At 49.6% G+C, this 22,915-nt stretch carries 18 protein-coding genes; 13 read left to right on the top strand and 5 right to left on the bottom strand.

Features of this window, described 5'->3' with window-relative positions; all coding sequences use genetic code 11:
* The first annotated feature begins 64 nt into the window (after positions 1 to 64).
* Positions 65 to 1,537 carry a DASS family sodium-coupled anion symporter gene (locus U0008_RS17635; protein ID WP_043495397.1) on the top strand — a complete coding sequence of 491 codons (1,473 nt, stop codon included), beginning with the start codon at positions 65 to 67 and terminating at the stop codon, positions 1,535 to 1,537.
* A 139-nt stretch (positions 1,538 to 1,676) separates the two neighbouring features.
* On the opposite strand, the gene leuD is transcribed toward U0008_RS17635, so the two are convergent.
* Genes leuD through leuA form a run of 4 tightly spaced genes read right to left on the bottom strand, consistent with a single transcriptional unit; the run spans position 1,677 to position 6,390 of the window.
* The gene (leuD, locus tag U0008_RS17630) at positions 1,677 to 2,279 is read right to left on the bottom strand and encodes a 3-isopropylmalate dehydratase small subunit (RefSeq protein ID WP_025800380.1); all 603 of its coding nucleotides are present in this window, start codon (positions 2,277 to 2,279) and stop codon (positions 1,677 to 1,679) included.
* 15 nt (positions 2,280 to 2,294) lie between these two features.
* Entirely contained in the window at positions 2,295 to 3,707 is a 1,413-nt protein-coding gene (leuC, locus tag U0008_RS17625; RefSeq protein WP_040045391.1) for a 3-isopropylmalate dehydratase large subunit, read from the bottom strand.
* Between the two features lie 2 nt (positions 3,708 to 3,709).
* Positions 3,710 to 4,801 carry a 3-isopropylmalate dehydrogenase gene (gene leuB, locus U0008_RS17620; protein WP_043495395.1) on the bottom strand — a complete coding sequence of 364 codons (1,092 nt, stop codon included), beginning with the start codon at positions 4,799 to 4,801 and terminating at the stop codon, positions 3,710 to 3,712.
* Positions 4,802 to 4,803: 2 nt separating this feature from the next.
* Entirely contained in the window at positions 4,804 to 6,390 is a 1,587-nt protein-coding gene (gene leuA, locus U0008_RS17615; RefSeq protein WP_040045389.1) for a 2-isopropylmalate synthase, read from the bottom strand.
* A gap of 785 nt (positions 6,391 to 7,175) precedes the next feature.
* On the opposite strand from leuA, the gene leuO reads away from it, so the two are divergent.
* From leuO to cra, 5 genes are all read left to right on the top strand, one after another.
* The gene (gene leuO, locus U0008_RS17610) at positions 7,176 to 8,129 is read left to right on the top strand and encodes a transcriptional regulator LeuO (protein ID WP_025800376.1); all 954 of its coding nucleotides are present in this window, start codon (positions 7,176 to 7,178) and stop codon (positions 8,127 to 8,129) included.
* Between the two features lie 376 nt (positions 8,130 to 8,505).
* Positions 8,506 to 10,308 (top strand): AMP-dependent synthetase/ligase, encoded by a 1,803-nt coding sequence (locus U0008_RS17605; RefSeq protein WP_025800375.1) that lies wholly within the window; start codon positions 8,506 to 8,508, stop codon positions 10,306 to 10,308.
* Positions 10,309 to 10,642: 334 nt separating this feature from the next.
* Positions 10,643 to 12,361 carry an acetolactate synthase 3 large subunit gene (gene ilvI, locus U0008_RS17600; RefSeq protein ID WP_025800374.1) on the top strand — a complete coding sequence of 573 codons (1,719 nt, stop codon included), beginning with the start codon at positions 10,643 to 10,645 and terminating at the stop codon, positions 12,359 to 12,361.
* Between the two features lie 2 nt (positions 12,362 to 12,363).
* Positions 12,364 to 12,855, top strand: a complete 492-nt coding sequence (gene ilvN, locus U0008_RS17595) for an acetolactate synthase small subunit (protein ID WP_025800373.1) — start codon at positions 12,364 to 12,366, stop codon at positions 12,853 to 12,855.
* A gap of 185 nt (positions 12,856 to 13,040) precedes the next feature.
* Positions 13,041 to 14,045, top strand: coding sequence for a catabolite repressor/activator (gene cra, locus U0008_RS17590; protein ID WP_025800372.1), 1,005 nt, complete (start codon positions 13,041 to 13,043; stop codon positions 14,043 to 14,045).
* A 61-nt stretch (positions 14,046 to 14,106) separates the two neighbouring features.
* Here cra and U0008_RS17585 read toward each other — a convergent pair whose 3' ends face one another.
* The gene (locus tag U0008_RS17585; protein WP_043495393.1) at positions 14,107 to 14,574 is read right to left on the bottom strand and encodes an L-alanine exporter AlaE; all 468 of its coding nucleotides are present in this window, start codon (positions 14,572 to 14,574) and stop codon (positions 14,107 to 14,109) included.
* 879 nt (positions 14,575 to 15,453) lie between these two features.
* Between U0008_RS17585 and mraZ the strand changes: the two genes are divergently transcribed.
* The 7 genes from mraZ to mraY are packed head-to-tail and all read left to right on the top strand — an operon-like array spanning position 15,454 to position 22,914.
* Positions 15,454 to 15,912: a division/cell wall cluster transcriptional repressor MraZ gene (gene mraZ / locus U0008_RS17580; protein WP_004094563.1), complete on the top strand. Its 459-nt coding sequence runs from the start codon at positions 15,454 to 15,456 to the stop codon at positions 15,910 to 15,912.
* Positions 15,913 to 15,914: 2 nt separating this feature from the next.
* A complete protein-coding gene (gene rsmH / locus U0008_RS17575; protein WP_025800369.1) occupies positions 15,915 to 16,859 on the top strand; it encodes a 16S rRNA (cytosine(1402)-N(4))-methyltransferase RsmH in 945 nt (314 codons plus the stop codon).
* The gene (gene ftsL / locus U0008_RS17570) at positions 16,856 to 17,176 is read left to right on the top strand and encodes a cell division protein FtsL (protein WP_004094561.1); all 321 of its coding nucleotides are present in this window, start codon (positions 16,856 to 16,858) and stop codon (positions 17,174 to 17,176) included. The genes rsmH and ftsL overlap by 4 nt, the downstream gene beginning before the upstream one ends.
* 51 nt (positions 17,177 to 17,227) lie before the next feature.
* Entirely contained in the window at positions 17,228 to 18,991 is a 1,764-nt protein-coding gene (locus tag U0008_RS17565; protein WP_043495391.1) for a peptidoglycan DD-transpeptidase PBP3, read from the top strand.
* Positions 18,978 to 20,465 carry a UDP-N-acetylmuramoyl-L-alanyl-D-glutamate--2,6-diaminopimelate ligase gene (gene murE, locus U0008_RS17560; RefSeq protein ID WP_043495389.1) on the top strand — a complete coding sequence of 496 codons (1,488 nt, stop codon included), beginning with the start codon at positions 18,978 to 18,980 and terminating at the stop codon, positions 20,463 to 20,465. The genes U0008_RS17565 and murE overlap by 14 nt, the downstream gene beginning before the upstream one ends.
* The gene (murF, locus tag U0008_RS17555) at positions 20,462 to 21,838 is read left to right on the top strand and encodes a UDP-N-acetylmuramoyl-tripeptide--D-alanyl-D-alanine ligase (protein WP_043495387.1); all 1,377 of its coding nucleotides are present in this window, start codon (positions 20,462 to 20,464) and stop codon (positions 21,836 to 21,838) included. Before murE ends, murF begins: the two co-directional genes overlap by 4 nt.
* Positions 21,832 to 22,914, top strand: a complete 1,083-nt coding sequence (mraY, locus tag U0008_RS17550; protein ID WP_025800365.1) for a phospho-N-acetylmuramoyl-pentapeptide-transferase — start codon at positions 21,832 to 21,834, stop codon at positions 22,912 to 22,914. The genes murF and mraY overlap by 7 nt, the downstream gene beginning before the upstream one ends.
* Position 22,915: the final 1 nt, after the last annotated feature.

Here is a 22,915-nt window from a genome sequence, read left to right as displayed (position 1 = left end):
CTGCTTTTTATTTATCTCCAACGGTACGGAGATGCCGACTCACCTAGGAAGAGTTGATAATAATATGGGTAAACTAACACCGCTTAAGCCTATACCTTCTCTAATTTCCATCGCAATCGCCCTGATTATCTGGTTTGTCATTCCCGTGCCTGAAGGCGTGAGCCCCAATGCTTGGCATCTGCTCGCGCTATTTGTGGGTACTATCGCCGCTATCATCGGTAAAGCGATGCCGATCGGCGCGGTATCGATAATTGCTATTGCTTTAGTTGCGCTGACGCAGGTGACCAATCCGGGCAAACCTACCGCAGCGTTGGATGACGCGCTGAGTGGTTTTTCCAATCAGCTGATCTGGCTCATCGGGATTTCCATCATGATATCGCTCAGCCTGAATAAAACCGGGCTTGGGGCGCGTATCGGTTACTATTTCATTTCGTTGTTTGGTAAGAAAACCCTAGGAATTGCCTACGCATTGGCATTGGCCGAAACCACCTTAGCGCCGGTGACGCCAAGTAACACCGCGCGCGGCGGCGGCATTATTCACCCTATCATGAAGTCTATTGCCGACAGTTTTGGCTCGAAGCCAGAACCGGGCTCCACGCAGAAGATTGGTCGATATCTGGCTTTAGTGAACTACAACATTAACCCGGTTACATCGGCGATGTTTATTACCGCCACGGCGCCAAACCCATTGATTGTGAACTTATTGCTGAAAGGCACTGGCTCAACGTTTGAGCTCACGTGGTCAATGTGGGCGATTGCCGCGTTGGTGCCGGGGATCATTTCTCTGTTGGTAATGCCGTTGATTGTTTACTGGCTCTATCCGCCAACCATCAAAAGAACGCCCAATGCGCCGCGCTTTGCCAAAGATAAGTTAGCTGAGCTTGGGAATATTTCGTTGGCGGAAAAAATCACCTTGGGGGTATTCGCGTTATTGCTGTGCCTTTGGGCGGGGATCCCTGCATTCCTTTTCGGCAGCGCGTGGGCGGTTAACCCAACGACGGCGGCGTTTATCGGGCTGGCGATCCTCTTGGCGACAGGCGTTTTGAGCTGGGACGACGTGCTAAAACACAAAGGCGCTTGGGACACGGTGGTGTGGTTTGCCGCGCTGGTGATGATGGCGACCTATTTAGGCAAGCTGGGCTTGATCAGTTGGCTTTCACAGAGCGTGGGTAACGCGATTTCTCATCTCGGTATGGGATGGGTGGGCGGGATGATCCTGCTGACGCTGGTTTATGTTTATTCGCACTACTTTTTTGCTAGCACCACGGCGCATATCACCGCAATGTTCGCCGCATTCTTCGCAGCGGGTCTGGCGCTGGGTGCACCGCCTGCCTTGTTAGGCTTAGTACTGGCGTTCTCTTCATCACTGATGATGTCATTGACGCACTATGGGACGGGGACTGCGCCGATTATCTTCGGTTCGGGCTACGTAACTTTGGGCGAGTGGTGGAAAACCGGATTTATTCTCAGCGTAGTGAACCTGCTGATTTGGATTGTGATCGGGAGTTTGTGGTGGAAATGGTTGGGATATTGGTGAGGTGTGAATTTTAGTTCCCCCTCCCAGTACCCACCCTAACCCTCCCCTTCGCAGGGGAGGGAACCGTTTCGTGATGTTATCTCGATCTAATCCTCCCTCTGGTAAGGGGGCGCTTGGTGGGGTAAGTAAGAGGATTGAATTAGCGCAAAAACTCCGGCAATTTTTCCTCATAAGCGGATATAGCCGCTTCGTGTTGTAGCGTCAGACCAATGCTATCCAAGCCATTCATCATGCAGTGGCGACGGAAACTGTCTAGCTCAAACTTATAGGTTTTGTCTCCCGCATGAACGGTTTGCGTTTCCAGATCGACGGTGAACGATATTCCGGGGTTAGCTTTGACCTGTTCAAACAATTCATCGACTTCGGATTCGCTTAATGTGACGGGCAACAGCTGATTGTTAAACGAGTTGCCGTAGAAAATGTCTGCGAAGCTTGGCGCAATCACCACTTTAAAGCCGTAATCGGTTAATGCCCACGGGGCGTGTTCGCGCGATGAGCCACAGCCGAAGTTTTCGCGCGTCAGTAAGATGCTTGCGCCTTTGAAGGCGGGCTGGTTCAGGATGAAGTCAGGGTTAGGTTGCTGACCTGCATCGTCTAAAAAACGCCAGTCGTTAAACAGGTGCTGACCAAAACCGGTGCGGGTGACTTTCTGTAAAAACTGCTTAGGGATGATCGCATCGGTGTCGACGTTCGCGGCGTCTAACGGAACAACGATGCCGCTGTGCTGAATAAATTTAGCCATGGGTAGTGCTCCTTATCAGACCGCTGCGGTCGCTAATTCACGAATGTCGGCAAAATGCCCGCTCACGGCGGCGGCGGCGGCCATTGCAGGGCTGACCAAATGCGTACGGCCACCGCGGCCTTGACGGCCTTCAAAGTTACGGTTGCTGGTGGATGCGCAGCGTTCGCCGGGATTCAAGCGATCGTTGTTCATCGCCAAGCACATTGAGCAACCCGGTAAACGCCATTCAAAACCGGCCTCGATGAAAATTTTATCCAGACCTTCAGATTCAGCCTGTGCTTTCACTGGACCCGAGCCCGGAACCACAATGGCCTGTACGCCGTTAGCAACTTTACGCCCTTTGGCGATAGCCGCCGCGGCACGTAAATCTTCGATGCGTGAGTTGGTGCATGAGCCGATAAAGACTTTGTCGATAGCAACGTCGGTCAGCTTAACGCCGGCTGCCAAATTCATATACGCCAGCGCTTTTTCTGCCGAGGCGCGTTCCATTGGATCGCTAAACGATTCAGGCGCTGGAATTGGTTGGTTGATGGCAATCACCTGACCTGGGTTGGTTCCCCAAGTGACCTGCGGGGCGATGTCGCTAGCGTTCAGCGTGACGGTAGCGTCAAACTGTGCGCCCTCATCAGACTTCAGCGTGCGCCAGTATTCTACGGCTTTGGTCCAGTTTTCGTCTTTTGGCGCAAACTGACGACCTTTCAGATAGGCAAAAGTAGTTTCGTCTGGTGCCACTAAACCTGCTTTTGCGCCCATTTCTATGGCCATATTGCACAGCGTCATACGGCCTTCCATCGACAGGGCTTCTACGGCTTTGCCGCAGAATTCCACCACGTGTCCGGTACCACCGGCGTGGCCGATTTTGCCAATCACGGCCAGCACAATATCTTTGGCCGTAATGCCTTCGGCGGCGTCGCCAGCAATTTCAATTTTCATGGTTTTTGCACGGCCTTGTTTCAGCGTTTGGGTCGCTAAAACATGTTCGACTTCGGAAGTGCCGATACCGAAGGCCAATGCGCCGAATGCGCCATGGGTTGCGGTGTGAGAGTCGCCGCAAACAATGGTGTTACCCGGTAATGTCATGCCTTGTTCTGGGCCGATGACGTGAACGATGCCTTGGAAGGGATGATTCAGATCGTACAACTGCACGCCAAATTCTTTGCAGTTTTTCATCAGTTCTTGCATCTGGATACGCGCCATATCGCCACAGGCGTTAATATCTTTAGTCTGCGTAGAAACGTTGTGATCCATCGTGGCAAAGGTTTTGCTGGTTTGGCGAACAGGACGGCCCATGGCACGCAGCCCATCGAATGCCTGTGGTGAAGTGACTTCATGCACCAAGTGGCGGTCGATATACAGCAGCGGCGTTTCGTTTTCAGCTTCGTAAACGACGTGAGCATCAAACAATTTTTGATATAAGGTTTTCGCCATGATCAGGCCTCCTGTGCGATAATGCGGGCAATCGCATCGCCCATCTCTGAGGTTGAAATCGCTTTACCATCACCCGCTAAATCGCTGGTGCGGAAGCCTTGCTCTAATGCTTTATTAACGGCCTGCTCAACGGCGTTAGCCGCATCGTCTGCATTCAGGCTATAGCGCAGCAACAGGGCAAATGACAGAATTTGAGCAATAGGGTTGGCAATGTTTTTTCCTGCGATATCTGGCGCAGAGCCACCCGCAGGTTCATACAGACCGAAACCTTGTTCATTCAGGCTGGCAGAAGGCAGCATGCCCATTGATCCGGTGATCATGGCGCACTCGTCAGACAAAATATCGCCGAAGATGTTGGAGCACAGCATGACGTCGAACTGCGACGGATCTTTAATCAGCTGCATGGTCGCGTTGTCGATATACATGTGATTCAGCGCGACGTCTGGGTAGTCTTTACCGATCTCGGTAGCAATTTCGCGCCACAAAATCGAGCTTTGCAACACGTTCGCTTTATCAATGGAGGTGACTTTGCCACGACGTTTGCGTGCGGCTTCGAAGGCGATGCGCGCGATACGCTCGATTTCAAAACGGTGATAAACCTCGGTGTCAAAAGCACGCTCATGCATGCCTTGGCCTTCGCGGCCTTTCGGCTGGCCGAAGTAGATCCCGCCGGTTAATTCACGTACGCACAGAATATCGAAGCCGCGCGCCGCGATATCGCTGCGCAGTGGGCAAAATTCTTCTAATCCTTCATATAACCGCGCTGGGCGCAGATTGCTAAACAGTTTGAAGTGTTTACGCAATGGCAATAATGCGCCGCGTTCAGGCTGCTGTGCGGGCGGTAGGTTTTCCCATTTTGGGCCACCGACGGAGCCAAACAGAATCGCGCTGGCTTGTTCGCAGCCTGCAATGGTTGCTGCGGGCAAAGGCGTGCCGTGCTTGTCGATAGCTGCGCCACCGACGTCATATTCGCTGGTAGAAATTCTCAGGCCAAAGCGCTGGCGCACGGCGTCGATGACTTTGTATGCCTGCGCCATAATTTCTGGACCGATGCCGTCTCCGGGTAAAACGGCAATGTGATGTGTTTGGCTCATAATTAGATCGCTTCCTGATTAGAATGAGAAGGTGATGTTTGTGTTTGATGGATGCGCTGTTTTTCTTTTTCGACCTGCTGCGCACGCCAGATGTTATTCAGAACGTTAATCAACGCCTGAGCGGAAGATTCTACGATATCGGTAGTAATGCCGACGCCGTGGAAGCGGCGGCCATTGTAATTCGCGACGATATCAACCTGACCCAGTGCGTCTTTACCTTGGCCTTTCGCTGACAGCTGGTATTTAACAATATCGATGTCGTAACCAGCGATGCGGTTGATGGCTTGATACACGGCGTCGACAGGGCCATTACCGGTGGCGGCTTCTGCGCTGATTTCTCCACCGATGTTTAATTTAACTGATGCGGTTGCCATCACGCTGGTACCCGACTGCACGCTGAAGTAATCCAAACTGAAGTGTTCAGGCTCTTCCTGTTGTTTATTAATAAACGCCAGCGCTTCTAAGTCGTAGTCGAATACCTGTCCTTTTTTGTCAGCCAGTTTCAGGAAGGCATCGTATAAGGTGTCCAGATTAAAGTCGGTACCTTCCTGATAACCCATCTCTTCCATGTGATGCTTCACGGCAGCGCGGCCAGAGCGAGAGGTCAGATTCAACTGTATCTGATTCAAACCAATCGATTCAGGGGTCATGATTTCGTAGTTTTCGCGATTTTTCAGCACGCCGTCTTGGTGGATGCCAGAAGAGTGCGCAAAAGCATTGGAGCCGACAATGGCTTTATTACTTGGGATTGGCATATTGCACATTTGGCTGATGAACTGGCTGGTACGGTAAATTTCTTGGTGGCGAATATTGGTATGCACACCCAGCATTTCGGAACGCGTACGGATGGCCATGATCACTTCTTCCAATGCGCAGTTGCCCGCTCGCTCGCCAATGCCGTTGATGGTTCCTTCGACCTGACGTGCACCGGCCTGAACTGCGGTAATGGAGTTGGCGACCGACATGCCCAAATCGTCATGACAGTGCACGGAAATAATGGCTTTATCGATGTTGGGTACGCGCTCGTACAGATTGGTGATGATGCCACCAAATTGATAAGGCGTGGTGTAACCGACGGTGTCGGGAATATTAATGGTGGTGGCACCGGCCTTGATGGCGGCTTCAACGATACGGCACAGATTGTCTAACGGGGTACGGCCCGCATCTTCACAGGAAAACTCAACGTCATCCGTATAGTTACGTGCACGTTTCACGGAATGCACCGCCATTGCGACGACATCCTCGAAAGATTTTTTCAACTTTGATTCAACATGCAGCGTTGAGGTAGCCAAAAAGACATGAATACGGAAAGCTTCAGCGACACGCAGTGCTTCAGCGGCGACGTCGATGTCTTTATCTACACAGCGTGCCAAACCACAGACTCGGCTGTTTTTGATATTACGCGCAATAGTTTGAACTGATTCAAAATCACCAGGGGAAGAGACTGGGAAGCCGACTTCCATTACGTCAACGCCCATGCGCTCTAATGCCATGGCGATTTGCATCTTTTCTTTGACGCTCAGACTGGCCTGTAATGCTTGTTCACCATCGCGCAGCGTGGTGTCGAAAATAATCACTTGTTGGCTCATGCAGGTTGCTCCTCAATCGTTCTTATTTGTCGCGTTGCGCTGCTTTTGGTGTAAAAAAAAGCCCGCGCATTTGCGCGGGCTTTCTTGTGTTTGGTTGGAATCAGTTTTGATTACCGCCCACAGGCTCACCGCGCATGCTGGATGCGAGAAGGAGGAGGCTGAGGAGACGAGTAGTCTGGATCATGTGATTCCGCTCTTAATCTGGATGAATAATTTCAATGCTTAAAGTGATACTGGATAGCCAAAGTCTTGTCAACGGGAATTTCAGTAGGTGAAAAAAACTCATATCAGATTGACGTAGTGATAAATGTTCTGCTTATCAAGTAAAACAGGATTGTGAAGTGTCTCTGAAATTTTAATCAAACATTAGCGCGCTAATTACGATGGGGTTGTTCTATAACTTGGTTTGTTTTGACGGTAACTAATTGGATAGGAAGCTTATTTTTTAAAATATACATACTTATTATTCTTTGTTAGTTAACTATTGCTTCCTTGAATTTTAAGTACAACTAAATCATTAATCACTAGAATGCATTGGTGTTGAATGAATGACAGGTTAATGAGTGATTGGCAGCCTTCTGTGTCATTCTAATTCTAAATAAAACAATTTATTTTTATCGTTTATTTATTACTGAATTTATTTCTATAGCTAGGGATAGCGTTTAAAAACTCCCAGACTGGACGGCTGATTGGTATTTAAATTTTCGGCTGTGTTCATATCTTAATTAATTCGCGCTTATATTTTCTAATCGCGATGCTGAAATATAAATTATATTAGGTGATGTATGTCAGTACAAAACGAGGTTATGTCTTTGGCCGAAAATGGAAGTACAGAACTGGTTCAACTCAGAAACGTTGACCTTAATTTGCTGACTGTCTTTGATGCGGTTATGCAAGTGCAAAATATCACGCGTGCGGCCCATGCTTTAGGTATGTCTCAGCCTGCGGTAAGTAATGCCGTTGCTCGACTGAAAATTATGTTTAACGACGAACTCTTCATGCGCTATGGCCGTGGTATCCAGCCAACGCATCGGGCATATCAGTTGTTTGGTTCGATCCGTCAAGCATTGCAGATTGTTCAGAATGAACTCCCTGGCGCTGGCTTTAACCCGCTGGTAAGTGAGCGCGTATTTAATGTGGCGATTTGTAGCCCATTAGATATTCGACTAACAGCAAAACTGTTTAATCAAATTAAAGAGAGCGCGTCTCACGTTCAGTTACATTTAAACTCATCAGTAAATGAAAATATTGAGCGCAAATTACGCTACCAAGAAAAAGATTTCTTGATCAGCTACAGTCATTTTGAAAGTGAAGAATACTCTTGCGAACCTCTATTTAAAGATGAATTCGTTTTAGCCGTATCCAAGGACCATCCAAGAATTAATAATATGGTCAGCTATCAGCAACTCTTGGTTGAACAACATGCTGTTGTTGGTTTGAATTTATTCTCATCGCTGAGCCGTAGTTATTATGAAGCGAGCGAGTTAGCCCGTTGTGTTGCATATCAAGGTACTGATATGAACAGCGTATTAAGCGTGGTATCTAAAACTGAAATGGTGGCTATTGCCCCGCGCTGGCTGGTTGAGGACTATGCAGAACACTTAAACCTTTCTGTTGTGTTACTCAGTGATTTGGAAAGAGAACGTACCTGTTACCTAAGCTGGCACCATGCCGCAGAGCGTGATAGCGGTCATCAATGGATGAAAGCTGTACTGAGCGATTTCGGCAGTAAGTTTTAAACTGCACGCTTAAAAAACTAAGTTAATAAAGAGAGAGCATTAAGCTCTCTTTTTTATATCTAGGGTTATCTGGGATTAGTTGCTGTATTAGTGTTTTATAGAGGCTATCGGCTGTTTTATTGGTTTTTTATATTATTTTAAATTCTTTTCATTCGTGGCGAAGGAGCTCAATATTTACATTATCCTTCGCCATAGCTTGATGGGAAATTATTCAAAAAACCCATCTTTACTCACATTTTTGCGTTTAATAATCGTTGACCCTTCAGCTAGAACAGGTAGACTTCGGCGAAAAGAGCGCACAGCTGTAAGCTGAATAAGATTTTTCACTCATATCTTACTGCGACATCCATTCCGATAAATTCAATGAACTTCTTCTATGATCAATGAGTTAAATAAATACCATCTAGTTGAACGAATTCAGCAGCAGATCAAAACCATACCGCAGCGTGTTGCGCTACGTGAGTGGTCTGCTCAAGGCGAAACTTCATTTACTTGGCAACAAGTAGGGCGTCGGGTTGAGAAACTCGCGCTAGCATTGTGCGCTTTAGGCGTTGATGTGCAGGATCGTGTGGCTATCTTTGCTCACAACTCAGTTTCTTGGACCTTGGTCGATCTGGCTATTTTACATCTGCGCGCGATCACCGTTCCGGTGTACTCCACAAATACCGCCGGACAGACAGCCTTTGTGCTTAATGATGCTGACGTGCGCATCCTATTTGTTGACGGTCAATCTCAATATAATGCGGCACTAGCGCTGCGCGGTGTTTGCCCGCAGCTAGAACGCATTATTGTTATGTCGGACAACATTGACATGCAGGGCTGTGAAATCGCCTGCACGCTGGACGATTTTGCCGCTAGCGCACAAGAGTCTTATTTGCCGCAGTTGGCCGAACGTATTGCTCAGGCTGATATGAGCGATTTGTTCACGCTAATTTATACCTCCGGTACCACCGGCGAGCCAAAAGGTGTGATGCTGAATTACACCAATATGGGGGCGCAACTCCGCCTGCATGATGAGCGTTTAACCGTTACTGCCGATGATGTTTCTCTCTGCTTCCTGCCACTTTCTCACGTATTTGAACGTGCGTGGAGCTTCTATGTGATGCACTCTGGCGCACAGAATGTTTACCTTGGCGATACCAATCAGGTGCGCGAGGCGATGCAATCGGTGAAGCCTACCGTTATGTGTGCCGTTCCGCGTTTTTACGAGAAAATCTTCAGTGCCATCCATGAAAAAGTGGCTCAGGCGAAGTGGCATAAGCGTGCCATGTTTAAGTGGGCTATTTGGGTGGGGGAAAAATGTTTCCTGACCGAGCGTACTGGCCGCAAACCAAGCCCTGCGCTAGCCGCAATGCATAAGCTGGCCGACAAGCTCGTTCTCAGCAAACTGCGTGGAATTTTAGGTGGGCGAGTGCGTTTTCTGCCAGCCGCTGGTGCAAAGCTGGATGATAATGTCATCCTGTTTTTCCAAGCGCTGGGTGCCAACATTAAATACGGTTATGGCATGACAGAAACCTGCGCCACGGTGTCTTGCTGGGAAGAGAACGATTTTCGCTTTGGTTCTATTGGTAAACCATTACCTGACGTTGAAGTCCGTATCGGTCATGAAAATGAAATTCAGGTACGGGGTCCTATCGTCATGTGTGGCTACTTTAATAAACCGCTGGAAACCGCCGCGACCTTTACTGAAGATGGCTGGTTAAAAACCGGTGATGCAGGGGCATTAGATGAGAACGGCAATTTGTTTATTACTGAGCGTCTGAAAGACTTGATGAAGACCTCTAACGGTAAATACATTGCGCCACAGATGGTTGAAGGCACCTTAGCGCAGGATCGTTTTATCGAGCAGGTTGCGGTTATCGCTGATGCGCGTAAATTTGTGTCTGCGCTGATCGTTCCGTGTTTTGAATCTTTGGAAGAGTACGCTAAGTCGATCAACCTGAAATATCACGATCGCTTAGATCTGCTGCGTCATAGTCATATCGTTGAGATGTTTGATTTACGCCTGCGTGAAATGCAGAAAGGCTTAGCCAAGTTTGAGCAGGTTAAACGGTTTACTCTGCTGCCAGAGGCATTCTCCATGGAGCAGGGCGAGCTAACACCAACGCTCAAGCTGCGTCGCAAGATCATTAACTCTCGTTACCAGCTGGAAATTGAATCCATGTATTTGGAACGATAGCGGTAAACGGATTTTGCTCAACGGCCAGTAGTTTTACTGGCCGTTTTCTTTTCTCAAACGGCACTCGCATATTTTGTCGTGAGAGAATGATTTAGTTCTGTAATTTGGCTGACCGCAGCGATAAGCGCGGAGCTAATTCCGTGACCCTCAGCGTTTTATTCCTAAAAAATGGCTGAATGCAGTAAGGTTGTAACTTCCTCTCTTTTCTCCATCCGTTTGCCGTTTGCGCACTTGTTATTCCCACGTTAAGGTAATGAATCAAACACAACACACAAAAAAACAGGGATCCACCCTGAATATGATACCTACGCAAAGTCAGCCTGGAGGCAAACCCATGGAGATGTTGTCAGGAGCCGAGATGGTCGTTCGATCGTTAATCGATCAGGGCGTGAAGCATGTATTCGGTTATCCGGGCGGGGCCGTTCTTGATATTTACGACGCCCTGCACACGGTTGGAGGAATTGAACACGTCCTCGTACGCCACGAGCAAGGCGCAGTGCACATGGCCGACGGTTTTGCGCGTGCAACCGGAGAAGTGGGCGTGGTGCTGGTGACTTCAGGCCCAGGAGCAACAAATGCCATTACCGGTATTGCGACCGCTTATATGGACTCGGTTCCGATGGTGGTTATTTCAGGTCAGGTCGCCACGTCTCTGATTGGTAATGATGCCTTTCAGGAGTGCGATATGGTCGGGATTTCACGACCCGTGGTGAAGCACAGTTTTTTAGTGAAGCACACTGAAGATATTCCAACCATTATCAAAAAAGCATTCTATTTGGCTTCCACAGGACGTCCGGGGCCCGTGGTCGTTGATTTGCCTAAAGACATCATGAATCCGGCGATTAAGCTGCCGTATTCCTATCCTGAAAACGTCAAAATGCGTTCGTATAGCCCAACTTTACAAGGGCATCGTGGCCAGATTAAGCGCGCGCTGCAAACGCTGCTGGCGGCAAAACAGCCGATTATTTATGCCGGTGGCGGCGTGATTAGCTCTGGTTGTCACGAGGAACTGCGTCAGTTAGCCGAACGCTTGAATATTCCAGTGACAACGTCGCTGATGGGCTTGGGAGGCTTCCCCGCATCTCACGCTCAAAGCCTAGGCATGCTGGGTATGCACGGCACTTACGAAGCCAATATGGCGATGCACAACGCCGACGTTATTTTTGCCGTCGGTGTGCGTTTCGACGATCGTACCACCAACAATCTGGCAAAGTACTGTCCCAATGCGACAGTGCTACATATCGATATCGATCCTACCTCAATCTCCAAAACCGTTGATGCCGATATTCCGATCGTTGGTGATGCTAAAGAGGCATTAGCGACTTTCTTGGAGCTGCTGGGGCAGAAAGAAGCCAAGCAAGATTTTGATGGCCTGCGTGATTGGTGGCAAAACATCGCTCAATGGCGTGCCCGTAAATGCCTGAGCTATGACACGAACAGCGGTCGCATTAAACCGCAGCAGGTTATTGAAACTCTCCACCGATTAACCCACGGTGAGGCGTACGTTGCTTCGGACGTGGGTCAACATCAGATGTTTGCCGCCTTGTACTACGGTTTTGATAAACCACGCCGCTGGGTGAATTCGGGAGGCCTCGGCACCATGGGCTTTGGCTTACCTGCGGCACTGGGGATCAAATTAGCATTGCCGGAAGAAACCGTGATTTGTGTCACCGGTGACGGCAGTATTCAGATGAATATTCAAGAGCTGTCTACGGCACTGCAATATGATTTGCCTGTGGTGGTGGTGAATCTGAACAACCGTTTCCTTGGCATGGTGAAGCAGTGGCAAGACATGATCTATGCAGGTCGTCATTCACAGTCTTACATGGAGTCATTGCCGGATTTTGTGAAGCTGGCTGAGGCTTACGGGCATGTTGGGATCTCAATCCGCACGCCTGATGAGCTAGAAAGCAAGCTGGAGCAGGCGCTGGCGGTGAAGAATCGTTTAGTGTTTGTCGACGTTACCATTGATGAAACTGAGCACGTTTATCCGATGCAAATCCGCGGCGGATCAATGGACGAAATGTGGTTAAGCAAAACGGAGAGGACTTAATAATGCGCCGGATTTTATCTGTACTACTGGAAAACGAATCAGGCGCACTGTCCCGCGTGGTGGGCCTGTTCTCTCAGCGTGGCTATAACATTGAAAGCTTGACCGTTGCTCCAACGGACGATCCCACGCTTTCGCGTATGACGATCCAAACCGTTGGTGATGCGAAAGTGCTTGAGCAAATTGAAAAACAGCTCCACAAACTGGTAGATGTCCTACGCGTGAGCGAGTTGGTGCAGGGCTCGCACGTTGAGCGTGAGATTATGTTAGTGAAGCTGCAAGCAACGGGTTATGGGCGTGAAGAAGTAAAGCGTAGCACCGATATTTTCCGTGGGCAGATCGTGGATGTCACCGCGGCGCTTTACACAGTTCAGCTAGTTGGCACCAGTGACAAGCTCGATGCCTTCCTAAGCGCCGTACGAGAGGTTGCTGAAATTGTTGAAGTAGCTCGTTCAGGTGTTGTCGGGGTATCTCGTGGTGACAAAATAATGCGTTAACACAGGTCAATTTTCTGTGTAATAGTGCTATTTAGAGGCTCAGCTTTGTGCTGGGCCTCTTACTTTTTCTTATTTGCTGATGCCATTCAGCAAAAGCGGTTGCTCCTTTCTTCTTTATGCGGTTAGATCATTTGTATTGACGACCATTCGGTCTTCTTAATTAATTTGATGCGTAAGGGGATAACGTGAAGTTGGATGAAATCGCGCGTCTTGCTGGAGTTTCGCGGACGACGGCCAGTTATGTCATTAACGGTAAGGCCAAACAGTACCGTGTGAGTGATAAAACGGTTGAAAAAGTGATGGCTGTGGTACGTGAGCATAACTATCATCCAAACGCCGTGGCTGCAGGTTTACGTGCTGGCCGCACCCGTTCTATTGGGCTGGTGATTCCTGATTTGGAAAACACCAGCTACACCCGCATTGCAAACTATCTGGAGCGTCAGGCACGCCAAAGAGGCTATCAACTATTGATTGCCTGTTCAGAAGATCAGCCAGACAACGAAATGCGGTGCATTGAGCACCTGTTACAGCGTCAGGTTGATGCGATCATTGTTTCTACCGCACTGCCGCCAGAACACCCGTTCTATCAGCGTTGGGTCAACGATCCTTTGCCGATCATTGCGCTGGATCGCGCGTTAGATCCTGAAAACTTTATTAGCGTTGTGGGGGCCGATCGTGAGGATTCCGAGATGTTGGCGGAGGAATTACGCAAATTCCCTGCTAAATCGGTTCTGTATCTCGGCGCTTTGCCTGAGCTATCGGTGAGCTTCTTACGCGAGCAGGGATTCAGAGACGCATGGCGTGACGATCCGCGAGAAGTACAATATCTTTACACCAATAGCTACGAACGCGATGCTGCAGGCGTGGCGTTCTCTAATTGGCTTAAAGATAATGAAATGCCGCAGGCTTTGTTCACCACGTCATTCCCGCTTTTGCAGGGGGTGCTGGATGTCACGCTGAAGCATCATGGGCATTTACCAACCGATCTTGCGATTGCGACCTTTGGCGACAATGAACTACTGGATTTCCTCGATTGCCCTGTTTTATCGGTAGGGCAGCGTCATCGTGATATTGCCGAACGCGTGCTGGAATTAGTGTTGGCGAGTTTAGATGAGCCGAAGAAGCCGAAAGCGGGTTTAAGCCGAATGCGCCGTGTACTGCTCAAGCGTGGTCGCCTTAACCGGATGTAATGTTGAAAGAATTAAGTAAAACGATGAAGTGAGAAGGCGCCGGTGGCAACCGGCGCTTTTTTTACGCCTGTACTTTATTGACCTGAACTTTATTGGTATGGGCAGACACTTTAAACAACCTGCGGCAATAATCTAAAAAATAGCCGTAGGCGACGCCCATTGCCATCGATACCACGGCGTTACTGGTGACCGCCGCGATAATTTGCGCACCGTCGGCACCCACAGACCACAAAATAATGGCGTATACCGGCGACTGAAAAGAGACATAGGCAAGCAGATCGGCCACGATTTTTGCCGTACCAGTTGGGCTGCAACGCTGTGACTGACGAATAAACCAATCACGATATATGCCATACGGCCAAGCGATAAGAATGTTGACCGGAATGGAAAGTAGGCGAGATGACAGTGATTGGCTAAAGCTCATTCCAGAGAGAAAGACTTCAATCGCCATACCGACAATGAAAGAATAAACCACCAGTGCAAAAATATCGGCGGCTGCACTACGAGCACGGGAATCGGATGAAAACATAACGGCTAACTCCATGTTGAAACTAGTCATTAATACTGTGGTTTATCGTTCTTAATGGTTTTATGAACTGCTTATTTTTGTATGAATAGCATACATGTTTGCTGTGTGTTTTTTAACTAGTGAAAAATTATTATTTAAAGACGGATTTGCTACAAAAATCTGCGCAAATGACAAGAATGGGCAAAATGCATGATTTCTCACCATGCTGTTAATTTTTATGTTCTTATTCAATTTGTTGGATGGAAATTGTACAGGGAAGGATAATGAATGGTTTGTGTTGTTCTAATAATGGCCTGAATAAAATAAAAATGAATATTTGAGAACTATCTGAGGTGGAAAGGATTGAGAGAACGAAACACTTAATTACTTTTGAAAAAAGGCAGTTAGATAATTAATCTTCAAACCGATTATTATCTCGGGATAAAGTGAGATAAAATGGTTATCAGAAAAACTATATTGAATTGTAATTAAATTATTTTATTGATTTTTAAAGGTATTTTTAATTTCCTGACGGCGATTAGCTTAGGTCGAATTAGCTTTCTATTTACTACTGTAAAGCGTATGTAAATTATACAAGACATGTTCAAAATGAGAGCTATATTGCAAAGTCTGGTTAAATTTTAATTTTTGGTAAAAATTTTGTGTTTCTCGTTAGTAACACTCCCTTCCAAGAATTTCCCTTAATTTATCATGATGTTAATTTTATTATTTCTCTTTCAGAGTTTTCGTAGTGAATGGTTTTAATTTCACTTCAGGTAAAAATAATCCCAAACCGCATCCGCTCTGGCTTGACAAGGTTTTCCTACCCTCCGTAAACTTCCTTATGTGGGAATTTGTGGTGTAAAGTGGTGAGATGGGGCAACGAGGGGTAATTTAGGTATGTTTCGTGGCGCAACAACCATCAACCTTGACGGTAAAGGACGCTTAGCGGTTCCAATGCGCTATCGCGAATTACTGCTTGAGGAATCGCAAGGTCAAATGGTTTGCACCATCGATCTCCACCAGCCATGCCTGTTGCTCTACACACTTCCGCAGTGGGAAGTGATTGAACAAAAACTATCGCGTCTTTCGAGTATGAATCCTGTCGAGCGTCGCATTCAGCGTCTGCTGCTAGGTCATGCCAGCGAATGCCAGATGGATAGCGCCGGTCGATTGCTGATTGCAAGTACGTTGCGTCAGCATGCTGGGCTTACAAAACAAGTGATGCTAGTTGGGCAGTTCAATAAGTTTGAACTGTGGGATGAAGAAAACTGGTATCAACAAGTCAAGGAAGATATTGACGCACAACAGACCGCAACGGAGCCTTTATCCGAGCGGCTACAGGATTTGTCGTTATAGTCATGTCAGAAGAAAATTACCAACACAAGACCGTGTTGCTGGATGAGGCTGTGAACGGCCTTAATCTGCGCAGTAACGGCATTTACATTGATGGCACTTTTGGTCGCGGTGGTCACTCACGTCTTATTTTGTCCCAGCTTGGGCCAGAAGGACGCTTAGTGGCTATCGATCGTGACCCGCAGGCTATTGCCGCCGCAGCAGAAATCACCGATCCACGTTTCTCTATTGTTCATGGCCCGTTTTCCGATATGGCGAGCTATGTACGCGAACTCGGCCTAGAAGGCCAAATCAACGGCGTTCTTCTCGATTTGGGCGTTTCCTCCCCGCAGCTCGATGATGCTGAACGCGGCTTCTCCTTCATGCGAGATGGGCCGTTGGACATGCGTATGGACCCAACGCGTGGTTTATCCGCGGCTGAATGGCTGATGAAAGCGGAAGAAGAAGATATTGCTTGGGTGTTGAAGACCTTTGGCGAAGAGCGCTTTGCCAAGCGTATTGCGCGCGCCATCGTGGAACGTAATCGTCTGGAGCCAATGACCCGCACGCATGAGCTGGCTACGCTGATTGCAAATGCCAGCCCATTCCGTGAAAAACACAAGCATCCGGCAACGCGCAGCTTCCAAGCGATTCGTATTTATATCAATAGCGAACTGGAAGAGATCGAGCGCGCGCTCAACGGTGCGCTGGAGATTCTCGCTCCGGAAGGTCGCCTGTCGATTATCAGTTTCCATTCGCTGGAAGACCGTATCGTAAAACAGTTTATTCGTCATCATAGCCGTGGACCACAGGTTCCTGCGGGTATTCCTCTGACAGAGGCGCAGCTGCGCAGTCAGGGCGGACGTAAGCTGAAAGCGTTGGGCAAAATGAAACCGAGCGGTGAGGAAGTTAATGCTAACCCACGTGCTCGTAGCTCGGTGCTGCGCTTTGCGGAAAGGACGACAGAATGATCGGCAATGAGCGCCATACGCTAGTTGCCGTTATCGGCGGAGATATTCTCCGCCACGGTAAACTGCCTCTGATTCTGTTTATCGGTGTTTTGGTATCGGCAGTGCTTGTGGTGACGACCACGCACAAAACACGCTTGCTAACCGCACAGCGTGAGCAGCTGGTACTCGAACGCGATGCTCTGGATATCGAGTGGCGCAACCTGATTTTGGAAGAGAATGCGTTAGGTGATCACAGCCGTGTCGAGCGTATCGCCACCGAGAAGCTGCAGATGCAGCACGTAGATCCATCTCAAGAAAATATTGTTGTTAAGCAATGATTTAACGATGTTTTCAACAGACCACCTCCGACGTAGGTAAATGTGTAATCAATGAAAGCAGTGCGACCCGGAAAGTTAAAGCGTCAGGAAGATCAGGCCAGCTTTGTCAGCTGGCGTTTTGCGTTGCTCTGTGGGTGCATATTTATTGCCTTGATGGGTTTGTTAGGCCGCGTGGCTTATTTGCAGGTGATTAATCCCGACCGCTTAGTGCGTGAAGGCGATGCGCGCTCTTTGCGTACGCAGCCTATTCTGACTTCGCGCGGGATGATTAGCGATCGCGCTGGCCGCCCGTTGGCGGTGAGCGTGCCTGTTAATGCCATCTGGGCCGATCCGAAGGAAGTGAATGAACGTGGTGGCATCACGTTGGACTCGCGTTGGAAAGCGTTGGCCGATGCACTAGAAATGCCGCTGGATAAAATGGCCGCGCGCATCAATGCCAACCCGAAAGGGCGATTTGTCTACCTCGCTCGTCAGGTGAATCCGGCGATGGCTGATTACATCCATAAGCTGAAGCTGCCGGGTATTTTCCTCAAGCAAGAGTCCCGCCGTTATTATCCTGCAGGGCAAGTAACCGCTCACATCATTGGGGTGACCAACATTGACGGTCAGGGGATTGAAGGCGTTGAAAAGAGCTTTGACCGCTGGCTAACCGGCCAGCCGGGTGAACGTACCGTCCGTAAAGACCGTTTTGGCCGCGTGATTGAAGATATTTCCTCAGTGGATAGCCAAGCCGCACATAACTTGGCGCTTAGCATCGATGAACGCCTACAGGCGCTGGTTTACCGTGAGTTGAATAACGCGGTGGCATTTAACAAAGCGGAATCCGGTACTGCTGTGCTGGTCGATGTGAATACCGGTGAAGTGTTGGCGATGGCCAATAGCCCGTCGTATAACCCAAATAACTTGACCGATACGCCAAAAGAAACCATGCGTAACCGCGCTATTACCGACATCTTCGAACCGGGTTCCACGGTGAAGCCGATGGTGGTGATGACCGCGTTACAGCACAACGTGGTGAAAGAGAATAGCGTACTGAATACGCTCCCTTATTTTGTTAACGGGCACCAGATTAAAGACGTGGCCCGTTACTCAGAACTCTCCATTACGGGGATTCTACAGAAGTCGAGTAACGTCGGTGTGTCAAAGCTGGCGTTAGCGATGCCGTCCTCTGCGCTGGTAGAAACCTACTCGCACTTTGGATTGGGTAAGGCGACCAATTTGGGGCTGGTCGGAGAAAGCAGTGGCATGTACCCAAAAAAACAACGGTGGTCTGACATAGAGAGGGCCACCTTTTCTTTCGGATATGGGCTAATGGTAACGCCGTTACAGCTAGCACGTGTCTATGCAACGATTGGCAGCCTCGGGATTTATCGTCCGCTGTCGATTACCAAAGTCGATCCACCGGTTCCGGGCGAACGCGTATTCCCTGAGCCCATCGTTCGTACGGTTGTGCACATGATGGAAAGCGTTGCGTTGCCGGGCGGCGGTGGGACGAAAGCAGCAATCAAAGGCTATCGCATCGCGATTAAAACCGGGACCGCGAAAAAAGTCGGTCCAGATGGCCGTTATGTAGACAAATACATTGCTTATACCGCTGGCGTTGCGCCAGCAAGTAATCCTCGATTTGCTCTGGTTGTGGTCATTAACGATCCGCAGGCAGGGAAGTATTACGGTGGTGCGGTATCCGCTCCGATCTTTGGCGCTATCATGGGCGGCGTTCTGCGCACCATGAACGTTGAGCCGGATGCGTTGCCCACGGGTGATAAAAACGAATTAGTGAACAATAAAAAAGAGGGTTCAGGTGGCAGATCGTAATTTGCGCGCGCTTTTGGCTCCTTGGGTAGCAGATGCTCCGGAGCGCGTTTTGCGAGAGATGACATTAGACAGCCGCGTTGCGGCTGCGGGTGATCTGTTTGTGGCGATCGTTGGCCACGCGGCAGATGGTCGCCGTTATATTCCGCAAGCGATAGCGCAAGGCGTTGCTGCAGTCATCGCTGAGGCAGATGGGGAAGCAGAAGATGGCACCGTTCGCGAGAGCCACGGCGTTCCCGTTATCTACCTGAGTCAGTTAAACCAGCGCTTATCCGCGTTGGCAGGACGCTTTTACCATCAGCCGGGTGCTGATTTGCGCTTAATCGGCGTAACAGGAACCAACGGCAAAACGACCATTACCCAATTGTTGGCACAGTGGGGCCAGCTATTAGGCGAAACCAGTGCGGTAATGGGAACGGTCGGCAACGGCCTGTTGGGGCAAGTTCATCCAAGTGAAAACACCACTGGTTCAGCGGTTGATGTGCAGCATTTACTGCGCAGCTTGGTGTCTCAAGGCGCCACGCTGGCTGCGATGGAAGTCTCTTCCCATGGTTTGGTGCAAGACCGCGTTGCCGCTCTGCCGTTTGCCGCATCGGTATTCACCAACCTGAGCCGCGATCATCTGGATTACCATGGTGATATGGCGCATTACGAACAGGCCAAATGGCTGCTGTTCTCCACTCACCACGGCGGTGAAAAAATTATTAACGCTGACGACGAAGTCGGTCAGCGCTGGTTGGCTAAGTCTCCAGATGCCGTTGCCGTAACCATGGAACAGCGCTTGCCAGAAAATTGGTCTGGGCGCTGGGTTTCAGCGACCGACGTTGATTACCACGATGGTGGCGCAAGTATCAGCTTTGACTCTTCATGGGGTAAAGGCTTGCTGGAAAGCCGCTTGATGGGAGCCTTTAACGTCAGCAATTTGCTGGTTGCTGCCGCTACTATGTTAGCTATTGGTTATCCATTAGAAGCACTGTGCAAAAGCTCCGCTCAGCTGCAACCCGTATGTGGCCGCATGGAAGTGTTCGCAGCTCCTGGCAAGCCAACCGTTGTTGTTGACTATGCGCACACGCCGGATGCACTAGAGAAAGCGCTTGAAGCAGCGCGTTTGCACTGCAAAGGCCAGCTGTGGTGCGTATTTGGCTGCGGCGGCGATCGCGATAAAGGTAAGCGCCCACTTATGGGGGCGATTGCCGAACAATATGCCGATCGCGTTGTTGTCACTGACGACAACCCGCGTAGTGAAGAGCCTCGTGCCATCATGGCCGATATTCTGAACGGTATGCTTGATGCAGGCCGCGCACAGGCCGTTTCTGGCCGTGCTGAAGCCGTTACCGGAGCCATCATGCAGGCTAAGCCTGATGATGTGATTCTCGTGGCAGGCAAAGGCCATGAAGATTATCAACTGGTCGGCAATCGCCGTTTAGATTATTCAGATCGCGTGACCGTAGCACGTCTGCTGGGGGTGATAGCATGATCCCTGTTTCTTTGCAGGCCATCGCCGAGGCAGTTAACGGTCAGTTGATTGGTGCTGATACACAAATTACTGATGTTGTGACCGATACGCGCAAGTTAACCGACGGCTGCTTATTTATCGCGTTGAAAGGCGAAAAGTTTGATGCTCATGATTTTGCGGCCGATGCTGTGAGTCAGGGCGCTGGTGCTTTACTAGTAAGTAAACACTTACCGATTGATGCTCCGCAGATTGTGGTTGCCGATACGCGTATTGCGCTGGGGTTACTTGGCGCATGGATTCGTCAGCAAATGCCCGCTCGCGTTATCGCGCTTACCGGTTCATCGGGTAAAACGTCGGTGAAAGAGATGAGCGCGGAGATTCTGCGCCAATGTGGCAACGTGCTGTATACCTCCGGCAATTTTAATAATGACATCGGCGTGCCGCTGACGTTATTACGCCTTGAGCCACAGCATGAATATGCGGTGATCGAGCTGGGCGCCAACCACGTGGGCGAAATTGCCTACACGGTAAATTTAGTTAAGCCTGAAAGCGCCTTAGTCAATAATCTGGCGGCGGCGCATTTGGAAGGTTTCGGCTCCTTAGCCGGTGTTGCCAAAGCTAAAGGTGAGATTTTTGATGGTTTGGCCGCAAACGGTACTGCCATTATCAATGCCGATAATAACGACTGGCCGCATTGGCAGGAAAAGATCGCCAACCAGCGTGTATGGCGTTTTTCTCCGCAGGCCGCCGAGTCAGTGGATTTCTTTGCCAGCGATGTCCGCGTGACACATCAAGGCACCGAATTTAATCTGCACACGCCGTTTGGTACTGCGCCGGTGGTTCTGCCGTTGCCGGGTCGCCACAATATCGCGAATGCGCTTGCGGCGGCTGCGCTGACGATGTCGGTAGGTGCAACGCTTGAGAATGTGCGCAACGGATTAAGCGAACTCAAAGCGGTTCCCGGACGTTTATTCCCGATCCGTTTGAATTCAGAACAGCTGATTCTCGATGATACCTATAACGCCAACGTGGGCTCTATGACCGCGGCAGCGCAGGTGTTGGGCTCAATGCCTGGCTATCGCGTCATGGTAGTGGGTGATATGGGCGAGTTGGGCGCTGAAGAAGAAGATTGTCATCGTCAGGTGGGCATTGCGGCTCGCGAGGCGGGGATTGATAAAGTGCTGAGCGTTGGGCGTTTAAGCCATCTCATCAGCGAGACCAGTGGTTGTGGTGAACATTTCACGGACAAAACGGCTCTGATTGAGCGCCTAAAAAACCTGTTATGCGAACATGCGGCGATCACCATTTTAGTTAAAGGTTCACGTAGTGCCGCTATGGAGCAGGTAGTACGAGGCTTATCTGTGCAGGAAATGCAGGAGAATCAATCATGTTAGTCTGGCTGGCCGAACACTTGGTCAAATACTATTCCGGCTTCAACGTCTTTTCCTATCTGACGTTCCGCGCCATTGTCAGTTTATTGACGGCGCTGTTCCTGTCGCTGTGGATTGGGCCGCGAATGATTGCTCGCCTGCAAAAGATGTCTTTCGGTCAAGTTGTTCGTAACGACGGTCCTGAGTCACATTTCAGCAAACGCGGTACGCCAACGATGGGCGGTCTGATGATCCTGACCTCCATCACCATTTCTGTCTTGATGTGGGCATATCCCTCTAACCCTTACGTCTGGTGCGTGCTGTTTGTATTGCTCGGCTACGGCGTTGTTGGCTTTGTTGATGATTATCGCAAAGTGGTACGTAAAAATACCAAGGGCCTGATTGCGCGCTGGAAGTACTTCTGGCAGTCGGTGATCGCGCTGGTAGTTTCTTTTGCCATGTACTCTATCGGTAAAGGGACTCCGGCAACCGAGCTGGTGGTTCCCTTCTTCAAGGATGTCATGCCGCAGCTGGGTCTGCTGTATATCCTGCTGAGCTACTTTGTGATTGTGGGTACCAGTAACGCCGTTAACCTCACCGATGGTTTAGACGGATTGGCTATTATGCCTACCGTTTTCGTAGCGGCAGGGATGGGGCTGGTGGCTTGGGCGACCGGTAACGTGAACTTTGCTGCTTACCTGCATATTCCTTATTTGCGTCACGCAGGTGAACTGGTGATTGTCTGCACGGCCATTGTCGGTGCAGGGCTTGGATTCTTATGGTTTAACACTTATCCGGCTCAGGTCTTTATGGGCGATGTCGGCTCGCTGGCTTTGGGTGGTGCGCTGGGTACGATTGCTGTGCTGCTGCGTCAGGAATTCCTACTGGTAATTATGGGCGGCGTATTTGTGATGGAAACCCTCTCGGTTATTTTGCAGGTGGGCAGCTTCAAACTACGCGGTCAGCGAATTTTCCGTATGGCGCCAATCCATCACCACTATGAACTGAAAGGCTGGCCAGAACCTCGCGTTATCGTGCGCTTCTGGATTATCTCTCTGATGCTGGTGCTGATTGGCCTGGCAACCTTGAAGGTGCGTTAAT

This window comes from Hafnia alvei, assembly GCF_034424155.1.
GTDB lineage: Bacteria > Pseudomonadota > Gammaproteobacteria > Enterobacterales > Enterobacteriaceae > Hafnia > Hafnia alvei.
Note: the sequence above shows the minus strand (reverse complement) of the source record. Positions and strands in the feature narration are given on the sequence as shown.

Excerpts from the sequence above, each read along its gene's own strand:
- U0008_RS17635 (WP_043495397.1), top strand. The coding sequence starts at position 65 with ATGGGTAAACTAACACCGCTTAAGCCTATACCTTCTCTAATTTCCATC.
- leuD (WP_025800380.1), bottom strand. The coding sequence starts at position 2,279 with ATGGCTAAATTTATTCAGCACAGCGGCATCGTTGTTCCGTTAGACGCC.
- leuC (WP_040045391.1), bottom strand. The coding sequence starts at position 3,707 with ATGGCGAAAACCTTATATCAAAAATTGTTTGATGCTCACGTCGTTTAC.
- leuB (WP_043495395.1), bottom strand. The coding sequence starts at position 4,801 with ATGAGCCAAACACATCACATTGCCGTTTTACCCGGAGACGGCATCGGT.
- leuA (WP_040045389.1), bottom strand. The coding sequence starts at position 6,390 with ATGAGCCAACAAGTGATTATTTTCGACACCACGCTGCGCGATGGTGAA.
- leuO (WP_025800376.1), top strand. The coding sequence starts at position 7,176 with ATGTCAGTACAAAACGAGGTTATGTCTTTGGCCGAAAATGGAAGTACA.
- U0008_RS17605 (WP_025800375.1), top strand. The coding sequence starts at position 8,506 with ATGATCAATGAGTTAAATAAATACCATCTAGTTGAACGAATTCAGCAG.
- ilvI (WP_025800374.1), top strand. The coding sequence starts at position 10,643 with ATGGAGATGTTGTCAGGAGCCGAGATGGTCGTTCGATCGTTAATCGAT.
- ilvN (WP_025800373.1), top strand. The coding sequence starts at position 12,364 with ATGCGCCGGATTTTATCTGTACTACTGGAAAACGAATCAGGCGCACTG.
- U0008_RS17585 (WP_043495393.1), bottom strand. The coding sequence starts at position 14,574 with ATGTTTTCATCCGATTCCCGTGCTCGTAGTGCAGCCGCCGATATTTTT.
- mraZ (WP_004094563.1), top strand. The coding sequence starts at position 15,454 with ATGTTTCGTGGCGCAACAACCATCAACCTTGACGGTAAAGGACGCTTA.
- rsmH (WP_025800369.1), top strand. The coding sequence starts at position 15,915 with ATGTCAGAAGAAAATTACCAACACAAGACCGTGTTGCTGGATGAGGCT.
- ftsL (WP_004094561.1), top strand. The coding sequence starts at position 16,856 with ATGATCGGCAATGAGCGCCATACGCTAGTTGCCGTTATCGGCGGAGAT.
- U0008_RS17565 (WP_043495391.1), top strand. The coding sequence starts at position 17,228 with ATGAAAGCAGTGCGACCCGGAAAGTTAAAGCGTCAGGAAGATCAGGCC.
- murF (WP_043495387.1), top strand. The coding sequence starts at position 20,462 with ATGATCCCTGTTTCTTTGCAGGCCATCGCCGAGGCAGTTAACGGTCAG.
- mraY (WP_025800365.1), top strand. The coding sequence starts at position 21,832 with ATGTTAGTCTGGCTGGCCGAACACTTGGTCAAATACTATTCCGGCTTC.